At 47.5% G+C, this 23,857-nt stretch carries 26 protein-coding genes; 14 read left to right on the top strand and 12 right to left on the bottom strand.

Features of this window, described 5'->3' with window-relative positions; translation table 11 throughout:
- The first annotated feature begins 2 nt into the window (after nt 1–2).
- The 13 genes from HAL07_RS01295 (at nt 3) to HAL07_RS01235 (ending at nt 8,407) form a co-directional block, all read left to right on the top strand.
- Entirely contained in the window at nt 3–536 is a 534-nt protein-coding gene (locus HAL07_RS01295; RefSeq protein WP_053941746.1) for an SH3 domain-containing protein, read from the top strand.
- Nucleotides 536–1,327: a shikimate dehydrogenase gene (locus HAL07_RS01290; RefSeq protein ID WP_053941747.1), complete on the top strand. Its 792-nt coding sequence runs from the start codon at nt 536–538 to the stop codon at nt 1,325–1,327. The genes HAL07_RS01295 and HAL07_RS01290 overlap by 1 nt, the downstream gene beginning before the upstream one ends.
- Nucleotides 1,324–2,397, top strand: coding sequence for a DNA methyltransferase family protein (locus HAL07_RS01285; RefSeq protein ID WP_082355774.1), 1,074 nt, complete (start codon nt 1,324–1,326; stop codon nt 2,395–2,397). The genes HAL07_RS01290 and HAL07_RS01285 overlap by 4 nt, the downstream gene beginning before the upstream one ends.
- Nucleotides 2,387–3,163, top strand: coding sequence for a R.Pab1 family restriction endonuclease (locus HAL07_RS01280; protein WP_053944828.1), 777 nt, complete (start codon nt 2,387–2,389; stop codon nt 3,161–3,163). Before HAL07_RS01285 ends, HAL07_RS01280 begins: the two co-directional genes overlap by 11 nt.
- Nucleotides 3,145–4,131, top strand: coding sequence for a DNA polymerase III subunit delta (holA, locus tag HAL07_RS01275; RefSeq protein WP_053944827.1), 987 nt, complete (start codon nt 3,145–3,147; stop codon nt 4,129–4,131). The genes HAL07_RS01280 and holA overlap by 19 nt, the downstream gene beginning before the upstream one ends.
- Before the next feature lie 62 nt (nt 4,132–4,193).
- A complete protein-coding gene (gene rpsF / locus HAL07_RS01270) occupies nt 4,194–4,607 on the top strand; it encodes a 30S ribosomal protein S6 (RefSeq protein ID WP_053944826.1) in 414 nt (137 codons plus the stop codon).
- On the top strand, nt 4,600–5,061 hold the full coding sequence (ssb, locus tag HAL07_RS01265; protein WP_053944825.1) for a single-stranded DNA-binding protein: 462 nt from the start codon (nt 4,600–4,602) through the stop codon (nt 5,059–5,061). Before rpsF ends, ssb begins: the two co-directional genes overlap by 8 nt.
- Nucleotides 5,062–5,080: 19 nt before the next feature.
- Entirely contained in the window at nt 5,081–5,338 is a 258-nt protein-coding gene (rpsR, locus tag HAL07_RS01260; RefSeq protein ID WP_015107151.1) for a 30S ribosomal protein S18, read from the top strand.
- 21 nt (nt 5,339–5,359) lie between these two features.
- Nucleotides 5,360–5,971 (top strand): hypothetical protein, encoded by a 612-nt coding sequence (locus HAL07_RS01255; protein ID WP_053944824.1) that lies wholly within the window; start codon nt 5,360–5,362, stop codon nt 5,969–5,971.
- Between the two features lie 58 nt (nt 5,972–6,029).
- A complete protein-coding gene (locus tag HAL07_RS01250) occupies nt 6,030–6,539 on the top strand; it encodes an LPP20 family lipoprotein (RefSeq protein WP_053941754.1) in 510 nt (169 codons plus the stop codon).
- 38 nt (nt 6,540–6,577) lie between these two features.
- Nucleotides 6,578–7,243, top strand: a complete 666-nt coding sequence (locus tag HAL07_RS01245; RefSeq protein ID WP_156295911.1) for a hypothetical protein — start codon at nt 6,578–6,580, stop codon at nt 7,241–7,243.
- Entirely contained in the window at nt 7,221–7,862 is a 642-nt protein-coding gene (gene lpoB, locus HAL07_RS01240; RefSeq protein WP_053942045.1) for a penicillin-binding protein activator LpoB, read from the top strand. The genes HAL07_RS01245 and lpoB overlap by 23 nt, the downstream gene beginning before the upstream one ends.
- Nucleotides 7,856–8,407, top strand: a complete 552-nt coding sequence (locus HAL07_RS01235; protein ID WP_053944822.1) for an LpoB-related protein — start codon at nt 7,856–7,858, stop codon at nt 8,405–8,407. Before lpoB ends, HAL07_RS01235 begins: the two co-directional genes overlap by 7 nt.
- Here HAL07_RS01235 and ung read toward each other — a convergent pair.
- Complete coding sequence (gene ung / locus HAL07_RS01230; protein WP_053944821.1) at nt 8,404–9,135, bottom strand: uracil-DNA glycosylase; 732 nt, start codon at nt 9,133–9,135, stop codon at nt 8,404–8,406. The two genes, HAL07_RS01235 and ung, sit on opposite strands and share 4 nt — an antisense overlap.
- Nucleotides 9,135–10,706 (bottom strand): methyl-accepting chemotaxis protein, encoded by a 1,572-nt coding sequence (locus tag HAL07_RS01225; protein ID WP_231624631.1) that lies wholly within the window; start codon nt 10,704–10,706, stop codon nt 9,135–9,137. Before HAL07_RS01225 ends, ung begins: the two co-directional genes overlap by 1 nt.
- A gap of 110 nt (nt 10,707–10,816) precedes the next feature.
- Here HAL07_RS01225 and waaF point away from each other — a divergent pair, with 110 nt between their 5' ends.
- Complete coding sequence (gene waaF, locus HAL07_RS01220; protein ID WP_053944820.1) at nt 10,817–11,806, top strand: lipopolysaccharide heptosyltransferase II; 990 nt, start codon at nt 10,817–10,819, stop codon at nt 11,804–11,806.
- On the opposite strand, the gene mfd is transcribed toward waaF, so the two are convergent.
- From mfd to secD, 10 genes are read right to left on the bottom strand one after another with little or no spacing between them, the layout of a single operon-like run.
- Complete coding sequence (mfd, locus tag HAL07_RS01215) at nt 11,757–14,732, bottom strand: transcription-repair coupling factor (protein WP_202903461.1); 2,976 nt, start codon at nt 14,730–14,732, stop codon at nt 11,757–11,759. The genes waaF and mfd overlap by 50 nt on opposite strands.
- Entirely contained in the window at nt 14,729–15,124 is a 396-nt protein-coding gene (locus tag HAL07_RS01210; RefSeq protein ID WP_053940944.1) for a bactofilin family protein, read from the bottom strand. Before HAL07_RS01210 ends, mfd begins: the two co-directional genes overlap by 4 nt.
- Nucleotides 15,037–15,978: a M23 family metallopeptidase gene (locus HAL07_RS01205; protein WP_053944819.1), complete on the bottom strand. Its 942-nt coding sequence runs from the start codon at nt 15,976–15,978 to the stop codon at nt 15,037–15,039. The genes HAL07_RS01210 and HAL07_RS01205 overlap by 88 nt, the downstream gene beginning before the upstream one ends.
- Nucleotides 15,965–16,867, bottom strand: a complete 903-nt coding sequence (locus HAL07_RS01200) for a M23 family metallopeptidase (protein ID WP_053941023.1) — start codon at nt 16,865–16,867, stop codon at nt 15,965–15,967. Before HAL07_RS01200 ends, HAL07_RS01205 begins: the two co-directional genes overlap by 14 nt.
- Nucleotides 16,857–17,996: a folylpolyglutamate synthase family protein gene (locus HAL07_RS01195; RefSeq protein WP_053944818.1), complete on the bottom strand. Its 1,140-nt coding sequence runs from the start codon at nt 17,994–17,996 to the stop codon at nt 16,857–16,859. The genes HAL07_RS01200 and HAL07_RS01195 overlap by 11 nt, the downstream gene beginning before the upstream one ends.
- The gene (gene lptE / locus HAL07_RS01190; protein WP_053944817.1) at nt 17,993–18,493 is read right to left on the bottom strand and encodes an LPS assembly lipoprotein LptE; all 501 of its coding nucleotides are present in this window, start codon (nt 18,491–18,493) and stop codon (nt 17,993–17,995) included. The genes HAL07_RS01195 and lptE overlap by 4 nt, the downstream gene beginning before the upstream one ends.
- Nucleotides 18,493–20,931 carry a leucine--tRNA ligase gene (leuS, locus tag HAL07_RS01185; RefSeq protein ID WP_053944816.1) on the bottom strand — a complete coding sequence of 813 codons (2,439 nt, stop codon included), beginning with the start codon at nt 20,929–20,931 and terminating at the stop codon, nt 18,493–18,495. Before leuS ends, lptE begins: the two co-directional genes overlap by 1 nt.
- A complete protein-coding gene (locus tag HAL07_RS01180) occupies nt 20,931–21,272 on the bottom strand; it encodes a DUF6394 family protein (RefSeq protein ID WP_053941027.1) in 342 nt (113 codons plus the stop codon). The genes leuS and HAL07_RS01180 overlap by 1 nt, the downstream gene beginning before the upstream one ends.
- Before the next feature lie 15 nt (nt 21,273–21,287).
- Complete coding sequence (secF, locus tag HAL07_RS01175; protein WP_053941028.1) at nt 21,288–22,250, bottom strand: protein translocase subunit SecF; 963 nt, start codon at nt 22,248–22,250, stop codon at nt 21,288–21,290.
- Entirely contained in the window at nt 22,250–23,854 is a 1,605-nt protein-coding gene (secD, locus tag HAL07_RS01170; protein WP_202903460.1) for a protein translocase subunit SecD, read from the bottom strand. Before secD ends, secF begins: the two co-directional genes overlap by 1 nt.
- Nucleotides 23,855–23,857: the final 3 nt, after the last annotated feature.

The following is a 23,857-nucleotide window of genomic DNA, read 5'->3' as shown; positions in this document are numbered from 1 at the left end:
ATATGGCGTTGAAATTTTTTAAACTCTATGGCTATGGCTTGGGGGTGGTGGCGTTGTGTCTTGGTGTGTATGTGGGGGCGTTTGTGGCTGAGGTCAAGCCCCAAGCAAACCCCAAGCAGGCACAAGTAGAAGCCAACACCCAAGAAAAGGCACAAGAGCAAGCGCAGGTGGAAAAAGAAGCCCCCAAAGCGCAAGAAAAGCCAGAATCTCAAGGAAACGCGGCCCAAGAAAAAGAAGTCCAAAAAACAGCAACCCCTAAAACCCAAGAAGCCCTTAAAGCGCAAGAGAACAAACAGGTTATGAAAGTGGCTACACCTCAAACCACAGAGCTTAAAGAAACGCCCCAAATACAGCAAGACACCATTTACTATGTGGGCTTTAGCGTGGTGAATGTCCGCGCCACGCCGAGCATCCACGCCCAAGTGGTGGGCAAGATTTTAAGGGGGCAAGAGGTGCATATTTTAGAGGTTAAAGACGGCTGGGGGCGGGTAGAAAAGGGCTGGGTGTATTTAAAACTCTTAAAAAAGAGCAAATGATGCGCCTTTACGCTGTCTTTGGCAATCCCATTGCCCACTCCAAATCCCCTCTTCTTCACAACGCCGTTTTTGCGCGCTTTGAGAAAGAGCTAGGCTTTAAGGCGAGTTATCACCCCCTTTTGTTAGAAAATCCCGCAGAGTTGAAACAGCGTTTTTTAGAGCTGGGTTTGTGTGGGGCAAACATCACCACGCCCTTTAAAGAAGCGGCGTTTCACTCAAGCGATAAAGTGGAGGGGCTAGCTAAAGAGATTCAAGCCGTGAATACTTGGGTGCTAAGAGAGGGGGAGATTATCGGCTACAACACCGACATAGAGGGCTTTTTAGCCCCATTAAAGGGGTTAAAAATTGTTAGAGCTTTGGTCTTTGGGGCGGGGGGCAGCAGCCGCGCTGTGGTGTGTGCTCTACAATCAAGGGGCGTAGAAGTGGCGGTGTGTAATAGAAGTGCGGATAGACTCGCCTATTTCCAAGCCCAAAATGTCCCCAGTTTTTTAACCAAAGATTGCCCGTCTAGTGGCTACGATTTAATCATCAACACCACCACCGCCGGGCTTAAAGACGACAACCTGCCCTATGAGGAGGGCCTATTAAAAGCCTTGTTTAGGCAGGCTAAATATGCCTACGATCTCATTTACCGCCAAACCCCCTTTTTAAGCCTAGCCAAAGAGTGTGGCCTACAAACCTTTGATGGCAAGGCTATGTTAATTGCCCAAGCGGTGCTGAGTTTCGCACAATTTGCCCCAAAACTGCCAAGCCCCCTAGTGCAAGAAACCATGCAAGCAGTACTCAAGTGAGCCATTTAAGCCCGCTTGAGAAAATCAATCTAGGCAGTTTTTACACCCCGCCCTTTTTAGTGCAAAAAGCCTTTGCGATGCTTACCGCACACCTAGACCCCAAAGAATATTGCCTGCTGGATAGCGCATGCGGAGATGGGGCGTTTCTCACACAACAAGGCTTTAAAAAAGTGGTGGGCGTGGACAGGGATTTATACGCCTTAAAACAAGCCAAAGCCAACGCCCCTAAAGCTATTTTACTCCACAAAAACGCCTTAAAGAGATGTAGCCGTGAAAGTTTTGGGTTTTTAGAGGGCGATAAGCTTGTTATTGTGGGTAATCCTCCCTACAACGACACCACTTCACAGGTGCGCCAAGCCCTAAAAACCGCCCCTCAAGACATAGACCCTCCTTTAAAGACTAGGGATTTGGGGCTAAGTTTCTTGCGCTCTTACGACCTATTAAATGCGGATTTTGTGTGTGTCCTACACCCTTTATCTTATCTCATCAAAAAAACAAACTTACAAGCCCTAAAAGGGTTTAGGCAAAATTACATTTTAAAAAATACCCTCATCCTTAGCTCTCAAATCTTTTGCCCCAAATCGCTCTCCCCCTTTCCTATTGTGCTCGCCCTTTATACAAGGGACAATGTCGGCATGGATTTTGACTTTATCGCCAATTTCTCCTTTGCCACTCTAGAGGGCAAGAGCTTTAAGCTCAAAGACCTAGAGCCCATCACCCCCCACATCGACAAATACCCCAACGCCAAAAAGGTTAAAGAAGCGCGGGCATTTTTTTACCCCCTAAGAGACATCAACGCCCTCGCGCGCTCAAAAACCTTTATGCCCGCCCAAAAGCCACACAGCATTTTAATCGACCCGCAAAAATACAGCCTTTACTGCTACATTGACATTTTTAAAACCCAAATCCCCCACATCCCCTACTACCTAAGAAATTGCGACATTTTCTTTAATTTTGAAAGGTTTAAAACCCTGGAAAACGCCTTCATTGAAGCAAGCCAAAATAAGCAGGTAAGCCCTAAAATCAAGGCTTATTTTCGAGAACTATTAGGAGAGCATTATGTGGATTAGTTTTAGTGATGCACATGGAAATATTATTGGCATTGGACAACAAATCCCTTTAACGACACAGAGTGGCAAAATTAGGGTAAAAGTCCGTCAAAATCCTTATGAATATGGGATGCCTACCGCTACAAGAAAAAAACCTTTTTCACCACAACATTACATAGAGTGGCAAATCAGCTATGATGTGGATAAAACAGATAAAGACATAAGCCTAAGCACCTTGCCTGAAAAAGAGTTTAAAGGGGCAAATGGCAAAACAAAAGCCCTTTACGAGTTAAGCGAATTTCTTTATTATTTTGTGCAATGGGGATGGATTCTCCCAGAAGAGATCAAGGCTTTAAAAGATTCATTGCAAAACATGCCTAAAAATATGTTTTTGACAGAGCAAGATGACTTGAAAATTGTGCGCGGTTACTGCCGACATAAGGAAATTTTCGGCTTAAATTTTCAGCACTTAGCGGTGCAATACCCACTTTTGGTGTATTTCTTTGATTCCTTGGGTATTTTGGTTGAGATTGTGATTAGAGAAAAGCAAAGGGCTGTGGGGGCGCAACCCATGCTCTATGTCTGTATCCCCATCACCCACCTAAACACGCAAACCCCACTTTTAGGGAGAATGGCGGGGTTAAAAGAGTGCGGTAGCTTTATTTTAGGGGCAGGACACAAAGATTTTTTATTAGAACTTTTTAAGATTTTTGCCACCCTAAGTCCTAACCACCACCACGACATTTTACAAATTTTGGAAGTGATAATATGTACCAAAAAGACCTAGAAAACTATTTAAAAACCCGCACACCTAGGGCGGTGTTGCTCTATGGGGAGTGGGAGTTTTACATTGAATATTATGGGCAAAAAATCGCCAAACTCTACCCCCAAGCGCAAATCAATCGGGCGTATTTTAGCGCGTTTGATTTAAACGAGTGTTTGGAGTGGCTGGGGCAATCTAGTTTATTTGCTAAGGGCAATTTAGCGTGGCTCAAATTGGATAAAAAGCTCGCCGCCAAAGAGACACAAAAACTCTTAGACACTTTAGCCAAACACCCCCAAAATGCCTTGATTGTGGAGTTTTATCGGGGGGCAAAAAGCCAAAGCGAATACGCCCAAGACTTCAGGCAATTTAGCGCAAATTTTAAGCACGCAGGGTTAAAAGACTCTGTTTTAGAAGTGCGCTTCTTCACCCCTCCTGATGGTACGCTCTTAGAGTTGGCGCAAGAGAAAATCCACGCTTTGCATCTAAAGATCAGCCAAGAGGCTTTGCATTTACTCCTAGAGGGGCATAACTTTGATTTGCGCTTAGTCCATAGGGATTTAGAAAAACTCGCCCTGCTAGGACAAGACATAGGCTTAAAAGAGGTGCAGGACTTTGTGCAGGGCATGGGAGCGGTGGAGATTTCAAGTTTTTTAAACGCCCTATTTGCAAAAGAGGGGGTGCTGGAGTTGTGGGGGTGTTTGGAAAGCGAAGGGCTAGATGAGAGCGAGTGGCTAAGGGCGTTGTGGCGGTATTTCTACCAACTCTTTGGTTTTTACGCCCACAGCCAAAAAGGACAAGCGCAAGCCAAGGACATTTTAGGCTACAACCCCCCGCCCGCCATTGTCAAAGAGCTCAAAGATCGTTGTTTTCAAGTCGCCGACTACGCCACTCTATTTAGTCTGTTGCAAAGTTGGCACAACGCAAACTTGCAGGGGCAAAGGGAGAAAAGCTGGCATTTTTTAATCAAAATACAAGATTGTATCCGCTAGAATCGTGGGCTTAACCTTGCTCTTTTGGCACAACAAGAGGGCGCAAACCAAAAGGAGATTTTTTGAAGCATTACGAGACAATGTTTATCCTCAAACCCACTTTAGTGGAAGAGGAGCTGAAAAACAAGATCGCTTTTTACCAAGAGGTGATCACCGGACAAGGGGGCGTGATCGCCAACACCCTAGACATGGGCGCGCGCCATTTGGCCTATGAAATCCAAAAACATAAAAGGGGCCACTATTTTGTCATTTACTTCCAAGCCGAGCCAAAAGCGGTTTTAGAGCTTGAGAGGCTATATCGCATCAATGAAGATGTGTTGCGTTTCATCATTTTAAAATACGAGAACAAGAAAGAACAAAAAGCGTGGCACACTTTGGTCGATAGGGCTTCTAAAAAAATCTTGCACGCCGCGCCCGAAAAGCCCCATAAAGAGGCCCCAGCTAAAGAACCTCCCGCAGAAGGTCAAGGTGTATAATAAAATCACCCTTGTCGGACACTTTACAAAAGATGTAGAGGTGCGCCACTTGCCCAGTGGATCTGTGGTGGGGAGCGGGGGCATTGCCACAAACCACACCTACAAAAAACAAGACGGGAGTAAAGAACAAGAAACTTGTTTTGTGGATGTTACTTTTTTTGGGCGCACAGCCGAGATCGCACAACAATACCTACACAAGGGGTCTAAGGTGCTCATTGAGGGGCGTTTGAAGTTTGAGAGTTGGACAGACAGCATGGGCAACAAACGCAGCAAGCATGTAGTGGTGGCGGAGAATTTAGTGATGCTCGATAGCAAAGCACAGAGTGCCCCACAAGATTACACGCAAGCGTCACAGGGCTATACGCAAAGTTACCCCCAAACCTCTAAAACCCCAGCCCCCAAGAGAGAAGAGAAAATCCCTGAGATCAATGTCGATGACGACATGCCTTTTTAAATTAGCCTAAAGGAAAGAAATGGAAAGAAAGAAATACTCAAAACGCTACTGCAAATACACGGAAGCCAAGATTGAGTTCATCGACTATAAAGATTTGGAGTTGTTAAAACATTCCTTGTCTGAGCGTTATAAAATCATGCCCCGTCGCTTGACGGGCAATAGCAAAAAGTGGCAAGAGAGAGTCGAAGTGGCGATCAAAAGGGCGCGCCACATGGCGTTGATCCCCTATGTGGTGGATCGCAAAAAAGTGGTGGATAACCCCTTTAGATTGTCTTAATTTTAAAACAAGGAGAAAAACATGGTTTCTAAAAAGTTAGCGTTTCTAGGTTTAGCCACAGCTTTAGCTCTAGCCGGGTGCGACAAAGCTAAAGAAGATCACAGCCCTAAAAAAGAGGAGAGCCACAAAGAAGCCCCCAAACAAGAGGCAGAAAAACCAGAGGTGAAAAAACCCGAGGAGCAAAAAGAGGAGGGCAAACCCACAAGCCAAGCCCCCAAAGCAGAGCAGAGCGCCAAAGCTGAGGCGCTCACGGATGAAGAAGTGGCTAAAGTGGCTAAAAATGCCGTAGAAAATATGCTCAAAGATCCAAAGGTGCAAAAAATCAAAGGGCACCAAACCCTGATGCTTGAGCCTGCAAACAGCACAAAAGAGCAAATAGACCTGAAAAAACTTGTGCAAGCCCAAGAGGCGGTGTTGAAAGAGCAAAAGAAATTTATTGTGCTTGAAGCCAACGCGAAGGCCGCAAAACACCCTAACTTGATTTTAGGCACAAAATTGGTGCAAAACACCACTAAAGAGGGTGTAGAAAACATGTTGGTGTTGCGCTTGGTGAATGGCCAAAGTGGGCAAGAATTGTGGAAAGCAGAATTGCCTATTTTGCACGCTGAACCCCAAGCTAGAGCAGGTCGTTAGGTTTTAGTTGCCGTTTTTGTGCTAGAGTCGAGTTTTATTTTGAAAACAAGGAGCCAACATGGGTGCTAAGAAATGGTTGTTACTAGGGAGTGTTGTGGGGGCTTTGATCATTGTAGGGTGCGGTGAGCCCAAATCCGGGGTCAGCAAAGAGAACAAAGAATACCGCAAAGAAACGAAGGATGCTCCTAAGTGGGTGGTTGGCGAACTTAGTAAAGTCAATATGCATGACAAACAATACAGCGATCTTTTCTTGGCCCGAGGGTCGTACGAGATCGTAAGTGGAGATGTGTCTTTTGCAACCGATCAAGCCACCGCCGCAGCTAGGACTAAGTTGGCAGCAAATTTAAAATCAACCTTGCTTGGTGAGATTAAAAGTGCCAAAACAAGAATGGGACAAGATTTAGATAAACAGGCTAGCACTAAAGTGGATCAGGCAGTTGAGCGTGAGTTGGTCGCCACAAAACAGGTTGCTGAGTGGGTCGGCAAAGATCGGGTCTGGGTTTTGGTTGGGCTCGATCAAGGCATTGTGTCTAAAATCCGTTCAGATTTAGGCTTGCAATCCAAATAAGCCTGAAATCGGTGAAACCACTTTGGTTGGGGGGGGTTTTGTTGTCTTTCTTAGGTTGTGCGGGTAGCCCCGCTTGGGTGCAAAACTGCCCCGCTAAAGCCTACCTTCAGCAAAACGATCTTTTCGCCTGTGCGGGTGCCCCCGTTGTGGATCAAGATGTGGATTTTGCCACCAATGTCGCCAGTGCAAAAGCCAAGGATAAGATGGCCGCTTGGGTGTTGATTCAACAAAAGCAAGCTGCTGAAGGGCCCATGCAAGTGGAGTTGGTGGGGGTGCATTTGGAGTCTCAATGGGTAGGTCCCTCTCAGGTCTATGTTTTATTGCGTGCAGACGCGAAGGAGGCTAAGAAGGCTAAGATCACCCCTCGCCCTACGCCAAAACCCACAGAGCCACAAACACAAGAGCCTAAAGCCCCTGCTAAAGCAATAGAGCCTAAAGAAAAGGCAGAAACTAAGGCCCAAGGGAGCGAAGCAGGTACACCAAAGGCAGAAGCGCCCACACCAAAAGCAATAGAAGCCAAGCCCACTTCAAAGACGGCTAAAGAAGGCGTGGCAACACCCAAGCCAACAACACCCAAAGAAACAGCAATACCAAAGGCGCTAGAACAAACGAGCGCGCCCAAAGAGCAAGCGAACCCAAAACAAGAGTCTTTAACCAAACAAAGAGAACAGAAAGGAAAAAATGAAAACAGCGGCGTTAAATAAAAAAATTTTGGCTTCTTGCGTGGCGGGGGCTTTGGCTCTGGCGCTTGCAGGTTGTGGTAATGATGTAACCTACGCCTCCCAAAAAGATTTAAACGATAAAAAATACGCCACTGCGGGGCTAGATTACCAAGATGTGGAGGATGCAGCCAAAACCGCCGTGGCCTCTATGCTACAAAGCCATGATGTCCAAGGCTTGCAAGGCAAACAGGTCATTGCCGTTTCAGATGTCATTAACGACACCATGCAACACTTCGACACCGAGCAACTCACGCAAATGGTGATTCAGACTTTAAAAGACAAAGTACAGGGCAAATTCTATGTAACAAGGGCCATTGCGGGCAGTGGGGGCGGTGAAGATAAAATGATTGATAGAGCCCGCAAATTGCGCAACAACGATGAATATAATCAAGAAACCACGAAGGAAAAAGGCACACTAAGAGCCCCCGATTTGAGCTTAAGCGGCAAAGTGATCCAGCGCAACGCACGCGTAAGCTCGAGCAAACAACGCATCGATTACATCTTTATTTTGCGCCTTGCGAGCATCAAAAGCGGGTTAGATGTGTGGAGCCAAGAGTTTCCCATCACCAAACTGGGGAGCAATAAGTCCGTTTCATGGTAGGGCCCACTTCTTTGCATAAAAGGCTTTTAAGTGCGCTGGTCTTTGGGTTTTTGGCTTTAGGAGCTGGGGGTTGCAACAGCACCCCCACACCCGCAACTAACGCCAAGCAAGAGCTGACAACGGGCATTGCCACCACCGCTAAGAAGGCTTTAAACGCTATGCTTAAAAGCCCCAAAGTGCAGCAGTTGCAAGGGGCGGTTTTTGGGGTCGTGGAAATGGCTAATGATACCAAACAACGCCTAGACACTGCCCAGCTCACGCAAATGTTGCTTAAAACTTTGCAAGAGATCGCAGGGAGCAAATTTGATGCTGTAAAAACCTTCGATGATGATGGCCAAAGCGCAGATCACACAATCGGCGGGGCTAGAGCGTTGCAAGGCCCACAGATCGCCACAAGAAAACCTAGTCTTTTCTTAGATGCCTCCATCGTCCAGCGCACCAGCGGCCAGCACACAGATTATATTTTGGTGTTGGATGTGATCAAGATCGCCACCGGTCTGCAAGTGTGGAATGGGGAGTTTTCGATTAATGGAGAGCAACCCTAGGGTAAAACCCACTGCATAGGGATATTTTGGGCTTGTAAGAACTCTTGTGCCTTTTTAAAAACTCCACTTCCTAAGAAAGTCGGGGGGTGGTTTTGCGCTAGGGGGCTTGGGTGCGGGGCGCATAAAATCAAGTGCTTAGGGTTGGGCGTTAAAGTTTGTATCTTTTCTTGCGCCACTTTGCCCAAGAAGATAAAAAGCAGGGGGCGATCTAGATGTGAAAGTGCACTTAAAACCCCGTCTGTAAAACTTTCCCACCCTAAATGGGCATGCCCTTTTGGTTGCCCCTTAGGCACGCTTAAAATGGCATTGAGCAACAACACCCCCTGATGTGCCCACGCACTCAAATCGCCGTGCCTGCTTATGGGGATGTTTAAACTGGCGTGCAACTCTTTATAGATGTTTTGCAAACTTTTAGGCAGGGGGGCAACTTGTGGGACGCTAAAACTCAAGCCGCAGGCAAAGGGCCTTTCTTGGTCGTTATGTCTAAATGTCCCCGGGTAGGGGTCTTGGCCCAATAAGATTGTGTGTAACTTCTCAAAAGGGGTGGCCTCAAACGCTCTAAAGATTTGGCGCATGGAGGGGAAAATTTGCGTGTTTTGCGCCTGCGCTTGTTTGAGGCTTTCTGTGTACTTCGCATTTAGCGCACTAAAGGCGGAAGTCTGACTCAAGGGCTCTAGCAGGCTAAACCACTCCGTGGTTTGCAGACGGGCTAAAATATAGGCAAGCATTACACTTCAAACTTTGAAAACTCTTGATGGAGTTGCTCGTTGTGGTTCAACATTTCTTGGATATTGTTCTCTAGATTGAGCCGTTGGGTTTTGATCTTGGTGAATATATCCACTAAATTTTGCGTGGCCGTGGTCATTTCTTTAATCTTGTGCCCAATTTGCTCATTGCTGGAAATGACTTGTGCAGCGGTTTGGTTAGAGATGGAAAGGTTGTCCTGTACGGCTTTAATGTGGGGCAATAGACCGGAGGTTTGCTCGGACAAATTCTCAGACTCGACCGCCATTTGCTGGATCCTAGAGCCTATATGCTCGATGCTTTGGGTCACCATATTGACCATGCTTGCAATCTCAGCCAAAGATTTTTGCGTCTTTTCAGCAAGTTTGCGCACTTCGCTAGCCACCACGGCAAAGCCCCGCCCATGCTCTCCCGCTCTAGCTGCCTCAATGGCCGCATTCAGGGCTAATAAATTTGTCTGCTCGGCGATGTCTCTAATCAAACCTAAGACCCTTTTGATGTCGGCCGCGCTGTTGGTTAAATCCTTCGCCTCCAAAGCGATGGCGCTTTGACTTTGGGCGGAGTTTAAGGAGAGCTGGATGTGCTGGTTGATGTTTTGGCTAAAGGTGAGCATGGAGTCGTCAGCTTGCTTGATTTTATCTGTGGCTAGCTGTAAGAGTTGCATGGCTTGGCTGGCACTCTCATCCACATTTTGACTTAACCCCCGCATGGTTTGGATGATGGAATTCTCATGGGTTTCTGTGGATTTTAGAGTCTGTGTGGTGTCTTGGATGGCATGGTTTTTGACGAGGTTAGAATTTAAAATATCTCTTGATGTCTTGACGATATTTTGGAGCTTTTCAATGAAAAGATTGAAAAAGTGCGCCGTGCTTCCCACCTCATCAAGATTATTACTCTCCAAGCGCTTCGTCAAGTCCGCTTGCTTAGATTGGGTGAGCATGCCCGCCATCGCCTTTAACCGCTCTAAGGGTTTGAATAAATCCTTTTCAAAGGCCCACAGCACCGCGAGTCCAATGAGTACACACAAGCCCAAAATATAGCCCAAAGTTTTTAAAGTGTGGCTCAAAATTTGGCCGTAAATATTGCTTAAATCAAAGCGCACATTTAAAATCGCCAACACATCGCCCACTTTGGAATTGACATGGCAATTTAAACAAAGTTTTTCGGCCACAAAGGGCTGGCGCAATAAAATTAAATGTCTATTGTTTTCACTGATGAAGTGTATCTTGGGGGCATGACTCTTGTATTCAAAGATTTGGCGCATTTCAGGATTGTTGGTAAAACTCATGTTTAGGCCAAAAAGAGCGATGACTTCCTTAGAGGGCACAAAATTGACATGCGCGCCTTGAATCCCTTGGGTGTCTCTAATCACCCGTCTAAGCTGGTTAGGATCGCCTGTCTGGGCCGCTGTTTTAACCATCTCAATGAGGGCTTGGTTAATGACTTGAATCAAGGCCACGCTTTGGGTGGTGGTGAGTCTTTCATAGCCCGCACGCAAGAAAAAATACACCGCACCGATCACAAGAAGAGAAGCGATCAGAATGTAAGCCGTCATTTTGGCTTTAATGCTCTTTAACACTGCATGTACCTTTTTTAGTTACTATATTAGATGTTATTATACATTATAATAAATTGTTACAACAAATCGTTTTTGAAGGCTGTAAAATGAAAATTCTCGTCCGCTTGCCTAACTGGCTTGGTGATAGTGTAATGGCCACGCCCTTTTTGCAAATTTTGCAAAACCATTTTAAAGACGCGTCTTTTATTTTAGTGGGGCCGCCTAGTGTGTGTGCCCTCTTTGAGCGCACTCCAAAATGCACGATCATGCTAGACAACACCAAAAAATCGCCTATGCGTGCCCTTGCCACCTACAAGCTTGCCAAACGCATCGGGCCTTGTGACATTGCGATCACCTTAAACAACCACTTTTACGCCGCCTTGTTGCTCTATTGGACCAAGACACCCAAGCGTGTTGGCTATAAACGCATGGGCCGTTCTTTTTTGTTCACCCATGCCCTAGATCCGATACAAGCGCACCAAGTACAGAGTTATTGCCACCTACTAAGCCCTCTTGTGCCTAAAACCCCCCTGCCCCCTCTGCTCATCCATGCCAATCCGCTAGAGCTAGCGGGCATTAAAAAAGTGGGGGTAAGCCCAGGGGCGGCTTTTGGGAGTGCTAAAAGGTGGAAGCCTGCCTACTTTACAGAAGTGATCGCAAACTTATTAGAGAAGGGCTATGGGGTGTATGTCTTGGGAGCCCATGACGACTTAAGCGTGGTGCAAGAAGTGCTAGAGCCGCTGCCAGAGAACCCGCTTTTACACAATTTGTGTGGCAAAACGAGCATCCCCGAGCTCATAGACACGATCGCGGCTTTAGACTTGTTTATTTGCAACGACAGCGGGCCCATGCACATTGCCGCCGCTTTAGATGTCCCCATCGTCGCCCTTTTTGGGCCCACAGACCCTAGAGAAACGGGGCCTTGGCGGTACGACAAAGCGGCCCTGCTCTCTAAAGCCATGCCCTGCTCGCCTTGCAAACAACGCACCTGCCCGCTCAAACACGAAAACCACGCCTGCATGGAGCGGTTGCAGCCCGCAAGCGTGCTTAAGGCTGTGGAGTCGTGGCTAGCCCAGCCTGTTGTTGCAAGTGGCTAAGTAAAGTCTGTAAAATGTTTTCATCGTCCTTACTGGGGGCTTTTAACAAAACATTTTGATCGCCTTGCATAAACAGCGTGATGTTCTGCCCGTATTGCGAGATTTTGCTGATATTTAAGCGGTTGGCTAGGATTTTTACCCGAATGATTTGTAAAAATTGCGTGCTCATGGCATCTAGCGTGCCAAAGCGATCTTTCATTTCGGCTTGGATCTCTTGCACGCTGGCTAAATCTTGGCAAAAACTAAGCCTCCTATAAAGCTCCAAGCGTAGGCTGTCGCTGGCAATGAGCTTAGGGCTTAAAAAGGCACTCACGCTTAGATTTAAATCCACGCCCACCTCTTGCGTACGCCCGCAAATGGCTTCTTCTAGCATTTTGGTGTAAAGCCCATAGCCGATGCTTTTAATGTGTCCGCTCTGATCGGCTCCTAAGAAATTGCCCCCGCCTCTAATTTGCAGATCGTGCATCGCAATGCTCGCCCCGCTACCCAAATACGCGTTCTTTTCTAAGGCGCACAATCTTTTTTTAGCCTCAACGCTTAAGCTCTTTGTGTCTGGCACAAGAAAATAGCAAAAGCCCTCTTTGTGTCCGCGCCCCACCCGCCCCCTTAGTTGGTGCAAATCGGCCAACCCGAAGTTGTCGGCGTTGTCGATGATGATGGTGTTGGCATTGGGTAGGTGCAGCCCCGACTCCACGATCGAAGTGCATAAAAGCACATCATAATCCCCCCTAGCAAAATCTAGCAAAGCTTGTTCGGCTTGTAGGGCGGGGACTTTAGAGTGTAAAATTTGCACCCTCAAGTGAGGCAAGAGAGTTAAAAGGGCGGCTTGCACTCTTGGGATGCTCTCAATGTGGTTGTGGATGTAAAACACCTGCCCCCTACGGCGCAATTCCCTTAAAATCACCTCTTTTAAAAGCGCGTCTGTCTTTTCTTTAACAAAGGTGCGGCTGGGCCGTCTGATGCTAGGTGGGGTGCTTAGGGTGCTCACCCCTTTGAGTTTAGACAAGGCCATGCTAAGGGTTCTAGGAATGGGTGTGGCCGACATGCTCAAACAATGTACCTGCGTGCTCAAGGCCTTAATGGCTTCCTTTTGCTTGACTCCGAATTTATGTTCTTCATCGACCACAACTAGCCCAAGCTCTTTAAAACTGGCTTCCAACAAGGCGTGTGTCCCCACGACCACGCTGATTAAACCCTTTTGCAACCCCTCTAAAATGGCCTTTTTGTCCTTGCTAAAGCGATCGAGTCTGGCCACTTTAAGCCCAAAGGGCTCTAAACGCCGCTTTAAGGTGGCAAAGTGTTGGGTGCATAACAGCGTGGTGGGCACAAAGAGCGCGCTTTGCTTGCCGCTTAAAAAAATCGCATAAATGGCGTGCATCGCCACTTCTGTTTTGCCAAAGCCCACATCCCCGTTTAAGAGCCGATCCATCACCTGATCGCTGGTAAAATCTTGTAAAATGGCAGCAATGCTTTGCTCTTGATCGCTTGTGAGAGCAAACCCACAGGCTTCCTTAAAGGCTTGCATTTTTTGCGCATCGAGGGGCATAAGAGGGCTTTTTAGCAAACTGCGTTTAGCGGCTAGGGCGATGATTTGCGCCGACATTTCTAAAATCTTTGCCCGCACCTTGTCCTTGATTTTAGCAAAGCTGCCCTTGCCTAGCTTGTCTAAAAGGGGCATGTCTTGGTTGGCGATGTAGCGCTCAATCAAGTGTAGATTCTCCACAGGCAAGAGGAGGCGATCCGTGTTTTGGTATTCTATGGCGATAAAATCGCGCACGCTGCCTAGCACGCTTTGTTGCACTAGCCCTTTAAAAAGCCCGATGCCATAGTTCTCATGCACCACAAAATCCCCGCAAGAGAGCTCGTTTAGCATGAGTTTAGAGCTCTGATGGCTCTTGGGAGGGTCGTAGCTGTGTAGAGATAAAAAAAGCTGTGTGGGGGTGCTAAAGTGCAACACGCAATCAGAAATGGCGCTTGTAAAGGGGGCATTTAAAAGGGGCAAAAAATCCGCATTTTTGGCAATGAGCGTGGTTTTTTTGGCAGCGTTTAGCTCTAAGAAGTCTTGCAAATTTGCCGGTTTTTGGACATCTTGGCAGTGGGCAGGTGTGGGTAAAGTGGCTAGGCTTAAGGCCTGCTTTAAGCTAGGGCTAGGCTCTAAACTTAACCACTCTTGAGCCTGCTCGTGTGCCCCTGCGCTTAAAACCACGCCGTAGTGTTTTAAAAAATCGCGCCCCAAATCCTCCAACACCCAAAAGCCCAAAGAGGCCAAATCGGGCAGAAAAACGGAGGCGTTTAATTTCTCTATGCGCCCTTGCAAAATGTCGTGTGTGGCTTTATCTAAGCTAAAGAGGGCAGGGATGATCTCTATTTGCTCGATTAAAGAGGGGTCGCTAAGTTGCGTGTGTGGGTCAAAGGTGCGGATGTCCTCGCAATCTTGGCCTAAAAAGCTGAGGCGGTGAGGCTTGCTCTGCCCTGGGATAAAAATATCCACAATGTCGCCTCGAAAGCTGGCCTCCCCGGGCAGCTCGATGAGATCTACAAAATCATAGCCATAAAGCCTTAATTTCTCTTGCAAGTCTGCTAGAGAGTAACTTTCTAAACAAGCGATGCTAAAGCTTTGCAAGAGTTGGGGGCTAGGCAGGGGATTTAAAAGCGCGCTTAGGGGCGCTAAAAGCTTGGTGTTGGGATCGCCCTTTAAAGAAGTGTAAAAACGCCCCAAAGTGCTTAACAGCTCTTTAAGCTCGGTGCTAAAGGCGCGCATGTCGTCTAGGTAGTGGGCACGTAGCTCCGGCAAGACAAAGACGGGGGTGTGTGGGCTAAAAAAGCGCCACACTTGCAAAGCTTCTAGGGCTTCTTGGCTGTCTTTGGTGGCTAAAATTGTGGATTTAAAGCCGCCCAAAGCACTATAAAGGCTGGCTTGGATCATGAAGGCTTGGCGGCTTTGCTCTCTTCTAGGCTTTTGATCACATCGCTTCTAGGGTGGCTTTCACCAGTTAAAATTCCCTTGCGCTCAATCACCAATTCAGAGCTCACAATTTTGCCATCTACATACCCCAAAGGCATGATCTCGATGGTATCGACCTCTGTGTTGCCATTGAATTTGCCGCTCACCACGAGCTTGACCGCAAAAATATCGCCCATCACCACGCCATTTTTGCCAATCACCACCGTGCTTTTAGAGCGGATCGTGCCCTCAAATTCGCCATCGATGTGTAAATGGCAATCGAGATTTATTTCGCCTTTAAACTTTGTGCCTTGGGCGATGATGGTGGCTGACCCGTTAGTAGGTTGTTTATGATCGTTAGCAAAGATTGCCATGCAATGTTCCTTTCTTGTGTAAAGATAAAATCGAAGTCTTTCATGTTCCACTCAATGAAAAACATGGGATTGATGGGTTTGTCCATGAAGCGCACTTCATAGTGCAAGTGTGGACCTGTGCTCATCCCAGAGCTCCCGCTGTAAGCGATGAGTTGGCCTTTTTTGACAAACTCCCCATTTTTCACCACGATTTTTTTTAAGTGGGCGTAGTAGGTCTTAAAACCAAAAGGGTGGTAAAGCTTAACAAGCCTTCCATACCCCCCATTCCACCCCCGCCCCGTAAAACCCACCACCCCATTGGCAGTAGCATAAACGGGGGTGTTGATGGGCGTGCTTAAATCCACGCCTGTGTGGTTGGCCATGCGGTGCAAAATGGGGTGGAAGCGTTTTTGGAAGGTGCTTGACACCCTTTTAAAGGATTCTAAGGGGTTGTCATTGGGGATAAAGCGCATGATGAAGGTTTTTTGCGCCCCTGTGATGCTGGCCACATCTAGGCGTTGGGCTAGGGGGGCATCCTCGTTTTCTTGGCTATTATCCACGCCCACAAAGTCCTCTAAATCGTTGATGCGATCGCCAGCGAGCATGATTTCTTCTAAATAGCCCTGCAATTGTTGGCTTAGTTGGGCGTGGGCTTTGGTAGTCTTTTGGTATTCGCGATTTAGACTTGTGGTCTGGATTTTTGTGGCATGGATTTCACCCTCTAAGGTGTAAAGCGCGATGGCTAAAAAGAGCAACACCCCCAACACAAATAGCAGCAAATAATAGGCAAGCTGCTTGTAAATGATGGGGATGTTTAGGGTTTTACTGCCATCATTGTAGGTGAAGATCAGGATCAGCCGCTTATTGATCCACACTGGATTCTCCTAGGGCCTTGCTTTGGGCTTTTTGATAGCCCTGCACCTGCACCATGTCCTCAATGCTGTAAAAAAGGTTTTTCCAATTGACTTGATCGTCTGCAAAGACCGCGTCAAAGTGCGCCAAATTCCAGCCCATATACAAGGGCATATCCACGATTCTCCCCAAAAAGCGGATTTCATAGTGCAAACTCGCACTGCTATAGCCCAAGAGCTCTCCCTTTTGCACAAAGGCGTGGGGTTTGATGACAATGTTGCTTAAACGGGCATAAATGGAGCTAAACCCAAAGGCGTGTTCTAGACGGATCAATTTGCCATAGTCTTTTAGGTTGCGTTGCAATAAAAGATCCACTACCCCGCTAGCTGTCGCATAAACGGGGGTGTCCTTTTGCACGCTGAAGTTATAGGCATTGTAAGGCCCCAAAGATTTTTTATGCAAAGTGTTGGCTTTCACTTTAGCGCTGTAACTTTGCACCGGCTCGCCATTGGGGATTAAAGCTAGAGCTAGGGTTTTGTTCGCCTTGGATAAAGCGTTTAAATCCACATTGTCATAGGTCTTATCGACTTGGGTTTTTTCTACTTTTAAAATGCCCTCTAAGTCCTTAATTTTACGGGTTACAAGGGCAATTTCTTGGGTTTTTTGGGTGATCTCTTGGGCCAGCGTGCTGTTCTTATTGTAGAGATTTTGGTAATTGGCTTGGATGATGTTTTTATCCAAAGTGAGCCGACTCACCCGGTGGATCAAATAACTCAACACAAAGCCCCCCACCACAAGCCCCGTAAGTACCACAGACCCCGCCACTAAGGCGTGCCTTTTGGCATTCTTAGGTACGCGCCATTGCTTTGAGCCGTTTTCATCGATGATGGTGAGCATGAATTTATCTGCCAAAAGCCCCCCCTAGTAAAAAGTTGCGCACCACACTAAAAGAGCCGGCCACTAAATAGGATTTTGTGGGCTCTAGCTGGCCCTTAAAGGGGGCAAAAGGCAACTTTAACTGTTCTAAAATGCTTTGTAAAATTTCTTGGGGCACAATTTGGGGGTCTTGCATGGGCAACACCCACACACAGCGCACGCAGGGCTTTAACTCCTCTAAAACTCCGCGCGCGTCTTTTCTAGCGTAGCTGTTGTAAATCAAGTCTAGTTGTTGCCCTTTTAGAGCACTGGCTAAAGCTTTTGCCCCCCCCACATTGTGCGCCACATCGAGCAAAACATTGGGCGCAAAAGTCTCAAAACGCCCCCTTAAATTTAAGCGTTTGAGGGTTTTAGGCTCAAGATTTAAAGCGTGTAGGGTGCTTAAAGCGGTTTGTAAATTTTGCACCAAAAAGGGCGGGTAGCCCCATTTTTGCCCCTCGCTTAGGGCCTCTTGGCTTGACTTCTCAATGAAAATGAGATTTTGTTTAGGCAAAAGTTTTTTGGCAAGCTCTTGCACTTCTAACTCTTGTTTGGCAAAAATGATGGGTGTGTGGGGTTCTAAGTTGAGCCCTGCTTTTAATTTAGTCGTGGCAATTTCTAATAAATTTGCGCCTAAGCGGTCGGTGTGATCCACGCTAATGGGCGTGAAAACAAGCGCACAGCGGTTGTTTAAGCTCGTGGTGCTGTCAAACTCTCCGCCCAGCCCCGCCTCGGCGATCATATAATCGCAACCCTGAGCCAACACCACCGCTAAGAGCGTGGCGTACTCAAAATAACTTAAATTGGGTTCTAAAGGCAAGCTTTGTAGGTAGGTGTGCGCTTGCTCTAATTTGTTGTAAGAGACATTTTGTCCTTGTGTGTAAAAGCGCTCGGCAAAATCTAATAAATGCGGGGAGCTAAAGTGTAAAACCTTAAACCCGCTCGCCTCCAAGCTTTGGGCTAAAAAACGCCCCGTGCTGCCCTTGCCATTGGTGCCGATAATTTGGATTTTGGGTGTGGTGTCGGCAAAATGGCGACAAAAATCCCGATAGGCTTTTTTAAAACGCTCAGGCTCAAAGGGGGCGTACTCAACGCCCTTTGTCTCTAAAAATGTGCTTAAATTCATTTATTCACCTTGCCCTCATAGGCGATTTGGGACACAAATTGCGTGAGGGTCTGATCCAGCGCTTGGCCTATGGCATACACGCGGTTGTTGTAGGTGATGAGCGGGTCTTGCAAAGACACAGCGTAATTGAAGTAGCCATTGTCCTCAAAAGTCTTGGTGACACCCATTTTATTGTCATAGGTGTAGGTAACATACACCGTTACGCGGTAAAAGGTTGTAAAACCCTCTTGGTTTTGGCTAATGGAAGTGTCGATCACTCTCTTCATTTCAATGGTGATGATGGAGTCGGCTTGTTTCTCTGTGGTGAGCGTGTTTTGGAAACGCTGGACCACCACGCGGTTTAATAAGTCCTTAAACGCTACGGAGTTTTTGGGATTGGGCAAATTCACCACGAGGCGCACAAACACCCCCTTACCCAAGACTTTATCTGCAAAGTTGGCGATGGGCTGATACCCACAACCACCAAGCAGTAAAACTAAAAACCACGCCCGCCACATCAAGCAATCACAAAATTCACCAACTTGGCTGGTACGACCACTTCTTTAAGCACTTTTTGCCCCTCTAGCCACTTTTCCACCTCTTGACGGGCGGCCTCTAGCAATTCCTCTTTAGGGGTATCTTTAAGCACGCTCACTAGCCCGCGTTTTTTGCCATTGATGGTGATGGCGATGTTGATGTGATCTTGCTCTAGGGCTTTGCTATCCACTTTTAGGGGCCTGAAGTTGCTTAGGTTAAAAAGCCTTTGCGCAATTTCAAAGCACACATGGGGGATGATGGGCTCTAGGGCGTGGGTTAAGATGTAATAGCCCTCCGTCCAAACCTCTTTGTTTGTGCTTTTCTCTAGGGCGTTTAGAGCCTCCATGCACGCGGCGATGAGGGTGTTAAAGGGATAATTAGGCACGGCCTGATTAAAAATGTCGTGGCATTTTTGCAAAGCGGTATGCACCTTTTGGCGGGCTTGCTTGTCCTCTGCACTTAAGCTGCTTAACTCCATTTTTGGCGCATCGTCGCAAGGCCGTGCTAAAAAGGATTTTTCATAAAAACGGCGTAAAAAGCGCGCCGCTCCCTCTAGGGCTTGGTCGTTCCAATCCAGCTCTTTGTGCGGGGGAGCGACAAAGTGGATGTAGAGCCTTGCAATGTCCGCCCCGTGCTTGTTTAAAATCTCTCTAGGAGTCACGACATTGCCCTTAGACTTGCTCATTTTTGCCCCGTCTTTAAGCACCATGCCCTGCGTGATTAGAGTTAAAAAGGGCTCGTCTAGCTTGACATAGCCCAAATCCCTAAGTGCGCGTGTGAAAAAGCGCGCGTAGAGCAGGTGCAAAATGGCGTGCTCAATCCCACCAATATAGGTATCCACAGCCATCCAATAGGCAAGCTCCTTAGGCTCAAAGGCTTGTTTGTCCCATAAATTTTTGGGCGTGGTGTAGCGCAAGAAATACCAGCTTGATTGGAAAAAGGTGTCCATCGTGTCGGTTTCTCTTTGCGCCTTGCCCCCACATTGCGGACAGGTGCAATCTCTAAAGTTAGGGTGCTTGTCTAAGGGGTTGCCCTCGCCATCGATCACCACATTTTCAGGCAACAAAATAGGCAGGTTTTCTAACTTCTCACACACCAGCCCACAATTAGTACAATGCACCATAGGGATGAGTGCCCCCCAGTAGCGCTGCCTTGAAATGCCCCAATCTTGCAAGCGGTAGTTAATGACCTTTTGCCCCAAGCCCTGCTCTTCAAAAAGCGTGCTTAATTGTTCTTTAGCCTCTGTGGTGCTTAGGCCATTGTAATCGTGGCTGTTTTGTAAAATCCCCTCATCGTTGCAAGGCACTTCTTGCCCCACAATCAAGGGCACAACGCGGATGTTTAAGAGTGTAGCAAACTCGTAATCCCTAGGGTCGCAACCGGGCACGCCCATTAAAGCCCCGCTCCCATAATTTTCTAGCACAAAATTAGCCACGAACACGGGGATGGGCTCTTTTGTGAGCGGGTGGATGGCCTTTAAGGGCAGGGCCACCCCCCTCTTTTCTAACGCCCTCGTGCGCATGTTGGTGTTTTGGATGGCGATGATTTCCTTAGTGGCCATGGGGTCTAAAACGCCCTTGTCTAGCAAGGTTTGCACAAAGGGGTGGCCGGGGGCTAGAGCAATGAAGGTAACGCCATAAAGGGTGTCTATGCGGGTAGTGAAAACCTCTAGGCCTTGAGAGTGTCCTAACAACTCTTGGCTTTTCTCATCGAGGCTAAAACTAAAAGCCATCCCGCTAGATTTACCCATCCAATTTTCTTGCATGCGCAAGACTTGATTAGGCCAGTGCCCCTCTAGAGCTTTTAGCCCCGCTAAAAGCTCTTCCACATAGGCGGTGATTTTTAAGTAATATTGGGGCATTTCCTTTTGCTCCACCAAACAATCACAGCGCCAGCATCGCCCATCGATCACCTGCTCATTGGCTAAAATGGTTTTATCGTGGGGGCACCAGTTTAACCACGCCTTTTTTTGATACACCAAACCTTTTTGATACATTTCGATAAAAAATTGCTGTTCGATCTTGGTGTAATCGGGCGCACAGGTGGCAAATTCGCGCTCTTGGCAAAAAGAAAAGCCTAAAGCTTCAAACTCTTGGCGCATTTTTGCCATGTTTTCATAAGTCCATTTTTTAGGATGCACCCCGTGCTTGATGGCGGCGTTTTCTGCGGGCATGCCAAAAGCGTCAAAGCCCATCGGGTGGAGCACATTAAAGCCCATTTGGCGGGCATAGCGCGCCAAAGCATCGCCGATAGCGTAGTTTCTCACATGCCCCATATGCACCTCTCCGCTAGGGTAGGGCAGCATGCTTAAAATGTATTTCTTGGGTTTGCTAAAGTCTTGGCTTGGCTCAAAGGCGTTCGTTTGCGCCCAAACTTGTTGCCATTTTGTTTCGATTTCTTTAGGGTTATAAGTTTGCATCAGTATTCCACATCTGTATTTTTAATGCTGTCGATCACCAAAAGCACCAAACAAAAGACATTGCTGATCAATGCCCCGATCATTAGGGTATAAGCAAAGATCAAATTATTGAGGATTTGCAAAAAGACAAAGGCGGGCATGAGGTGCAAGAGGGCCACTAGAGAACCACCCATCAGCTCAGAGGCGAATTGTTTTTGCACCCCGATCTTGAGCGTGGTTACAATGAGGTTTAAGGCCATCGCTACAAAGAGAATCACCACATTAGGCTCATACAAAAACCCCGCAATGGAGGTGGTACTCACCAAACTAAAGATTGTGAAAACAACCCGACCCCAGTCCATATCTCTCCTTTGTGGCTAAACCCGCCCATGCTCATACAGACGGCGCAAGCGTTCCTTTTCTTGTTTCTTTTTGGCCTTTTTTAACTCGTTTTCGTGGTAGCGCTCTAAATCAAAGCCTAGCAAAATCGCCACCCTTGGGGCGATGAAAATCGAGCTATAAGTCCCCACAATGGTACCAATCAACATGGGCAAAGAAAAGCCCACCAAGATTTTAGACCCAAAGATGTAGAGCACCAAGAGCACGAAAAACACGGTCAAAGAGGTGAGTAAAGTCCTTGTAAGCGTGCTTGAGATCGCTTCGTTGATGACAAAATTTAAATCGTTCGTGCGCTTGGTGAGCATCCCCTCGCGGATGCGATCAAAGATGATGATCGTGTCGTTGATGGAGTAGCCAATCAGGGTTAAAATAGCGGCGATGACCTCTAGGTTTAAATCAATGTTAAAGACAATTACACTTGTGGCGGTGATGAGGCTGTCGTGCAAGAGCGCGATTACACTAGCCAGCGCAAAACGCCACTCATAGCGCAGACTCACATACAGCATCATCGCAAGGATAGCCAAAACGAGGGACAAAATGCCCTTTTGTTTGAGCTCATCGCCCACTTTGGGCCCCACGCTGTCAAGCTTACGGATTTCAAATTTGCCTAGAGGCTTTAAAATGGTGTCGATCTCCGTGCTTAAATCCTTATGCGCTTTACCCACAGGGATTTTAATCACCACTTCTTTTTCTGAGCCAAAGGCGCTCACCTGCACGCCGCTAAATTGGGCCTCAGTGAAAGCTTGTCGGATTTTGGCGATGGGGGCTTTTTGGGTGAAACGCACCTGGGCCACGCTCCCGCCCGCAAAATCTACGCCCAAATTAAAGCCCTTAAAAAAAATCAAACCCAAACAAGCAAGGATGAGCAATGAGGAAACCCCAAGCCCCCACTTGGAGTACTCCATAAAATTTAAAATTTTAACCCGCTTAAACAGCTCCACTAAGCCCCCCTTTTAGAAACTTGGTTAGCCACGCCAAACCACAACGCCAAATTCTTTTTGCGCGCGAGTTTGGGCAAAATGGCTTGGTAAAAGCCTTGCGTGCCGACAATGGCGGTTAAGATCGAGGCTAAAATGCCAATGCCTGTGGTGAGCGCAAAGCCCTTGATCGAGCCCGTGCCATAGGCGTAGAGCAATAAAGAGGCGATCAAAGAAGTTAAATTCGAATCAAAGATCGCCCTCGAGGCGTTGGCATAGCCCAAATACAGGGCCTGCGCGATGCTCTCATTGGCCCTTAAGCCCTCTCTAATGCGCTCATTGATGATGATGTTTGCATCCACCGCCATTCCCACGGTGAGCACAATGCCTGCCATGCCCGGCAAGGTCAAGGTTGCCCCAAAGATCGCCATCACGGCGATGATTAAAAATAAATTCACCACCAAAGCCACACTGGCGATCACCCCGGCGAGAGCGTAGTAGGCGATCATAAAGACCATCACTAAAATAAAGCCCCCGATCAAAGCCACGATGGAGGTTTTAATGCTATCGGCCCCCAAACTAGGCCCGATGATGCGTTTTTCTAAGACCACAAGCGGAGCGCTTAAAACCCCGCTTCTTAGCGCAATGGCTAAATCGCTGGCCTGCGCGACCGTGAAATCCCCGCTGATTTGTCCGCTACCCCCCCCTATGCGCTCTCTAATGTAAGGCGCGGAATAGACCTTGTGATCCAGCACCACCGCCATGCGCTTGCCGACATTTGCCCCAGAGAAGTCGCCAAAAATCTTAGCCCCCTGAGAATTTAAAGAGAAACTCACCACAGGACGGTTGTCTTTATCATAGACCACCTGCGCGTCTGTAAGCATTTCCCCATCTAAAATGGGAATTGCTTTTAAGAGCAAACGCCCGTAAGCTGCCCCACCCTTGCCTGCATAGGGCAAGACCACGTCGCCCAGCTTTTTGATCTCTTCATCCGTCAAGTTGTATAAATACTCATTCTTTTCTTCATCGACCGCCATCATTTGCAAGTGGGCGGATTTGGTGATCAAATCTTTTGCCCTTTGCTCTTCTTCAATGCTGTCGATCCCGGGCAATTGCACTAAAACCGCATCTTTGCCCTGCTGTAAGACCGTGGGCTCGGCTAGTCCAAATTGATCGAGGCGGTTTTTAATGGTGCTGATGACTTGCACCACGGTTTGTTGTTTGTAAGCCTCGGCTTTTCTAAAAGAGAGGCGCAAGTTGTAATTATTGCCTGTGGTGAAAATCTCCACCCCATCCTTACGCAAATCCTCTAAAATTTTATGCACACTCTTTTCATCGTCCTTGTCTAAGAGCGTGAAATCCACACCCTGCAAGGAGGAGCGCAAATCCTGCACCAAAATATTTTGTTGCTTAAACGCGTAATCGAGTGAGGAGGCGATGGAGGCGTATTTGGTCTTTAAAGCCTCCTGCACCCCCACACCCAGGAGCAAACTAAGCCCGCCCCTTAAATCTAGCCCTAGCGTGATCTTAGGCCCCTTGGTTTGCAAAAAGCTAGGCAGAGAAAAACCCACGCCAAAGATCAGAGCAAAAATAAACGCCAAAAGCCGTGCGTTTAAAACCCGGGACACGGG

The sequence above is a fragment of the Helicobacter ailurogastricus genome, from assembly GCF_001282945.1.
Lineage (GTDB): Bacteria > Campylobacterota > Campylobacteria > Campylobacterales > Helicobacteraceae > Helicobacter > Helicobacter ailurogastricus.
The sequence above is the reverse complement of the archived record's forward strand: the minus strand, read 5'-3'. Positions and strand labels throughout refer to the sequence as shown.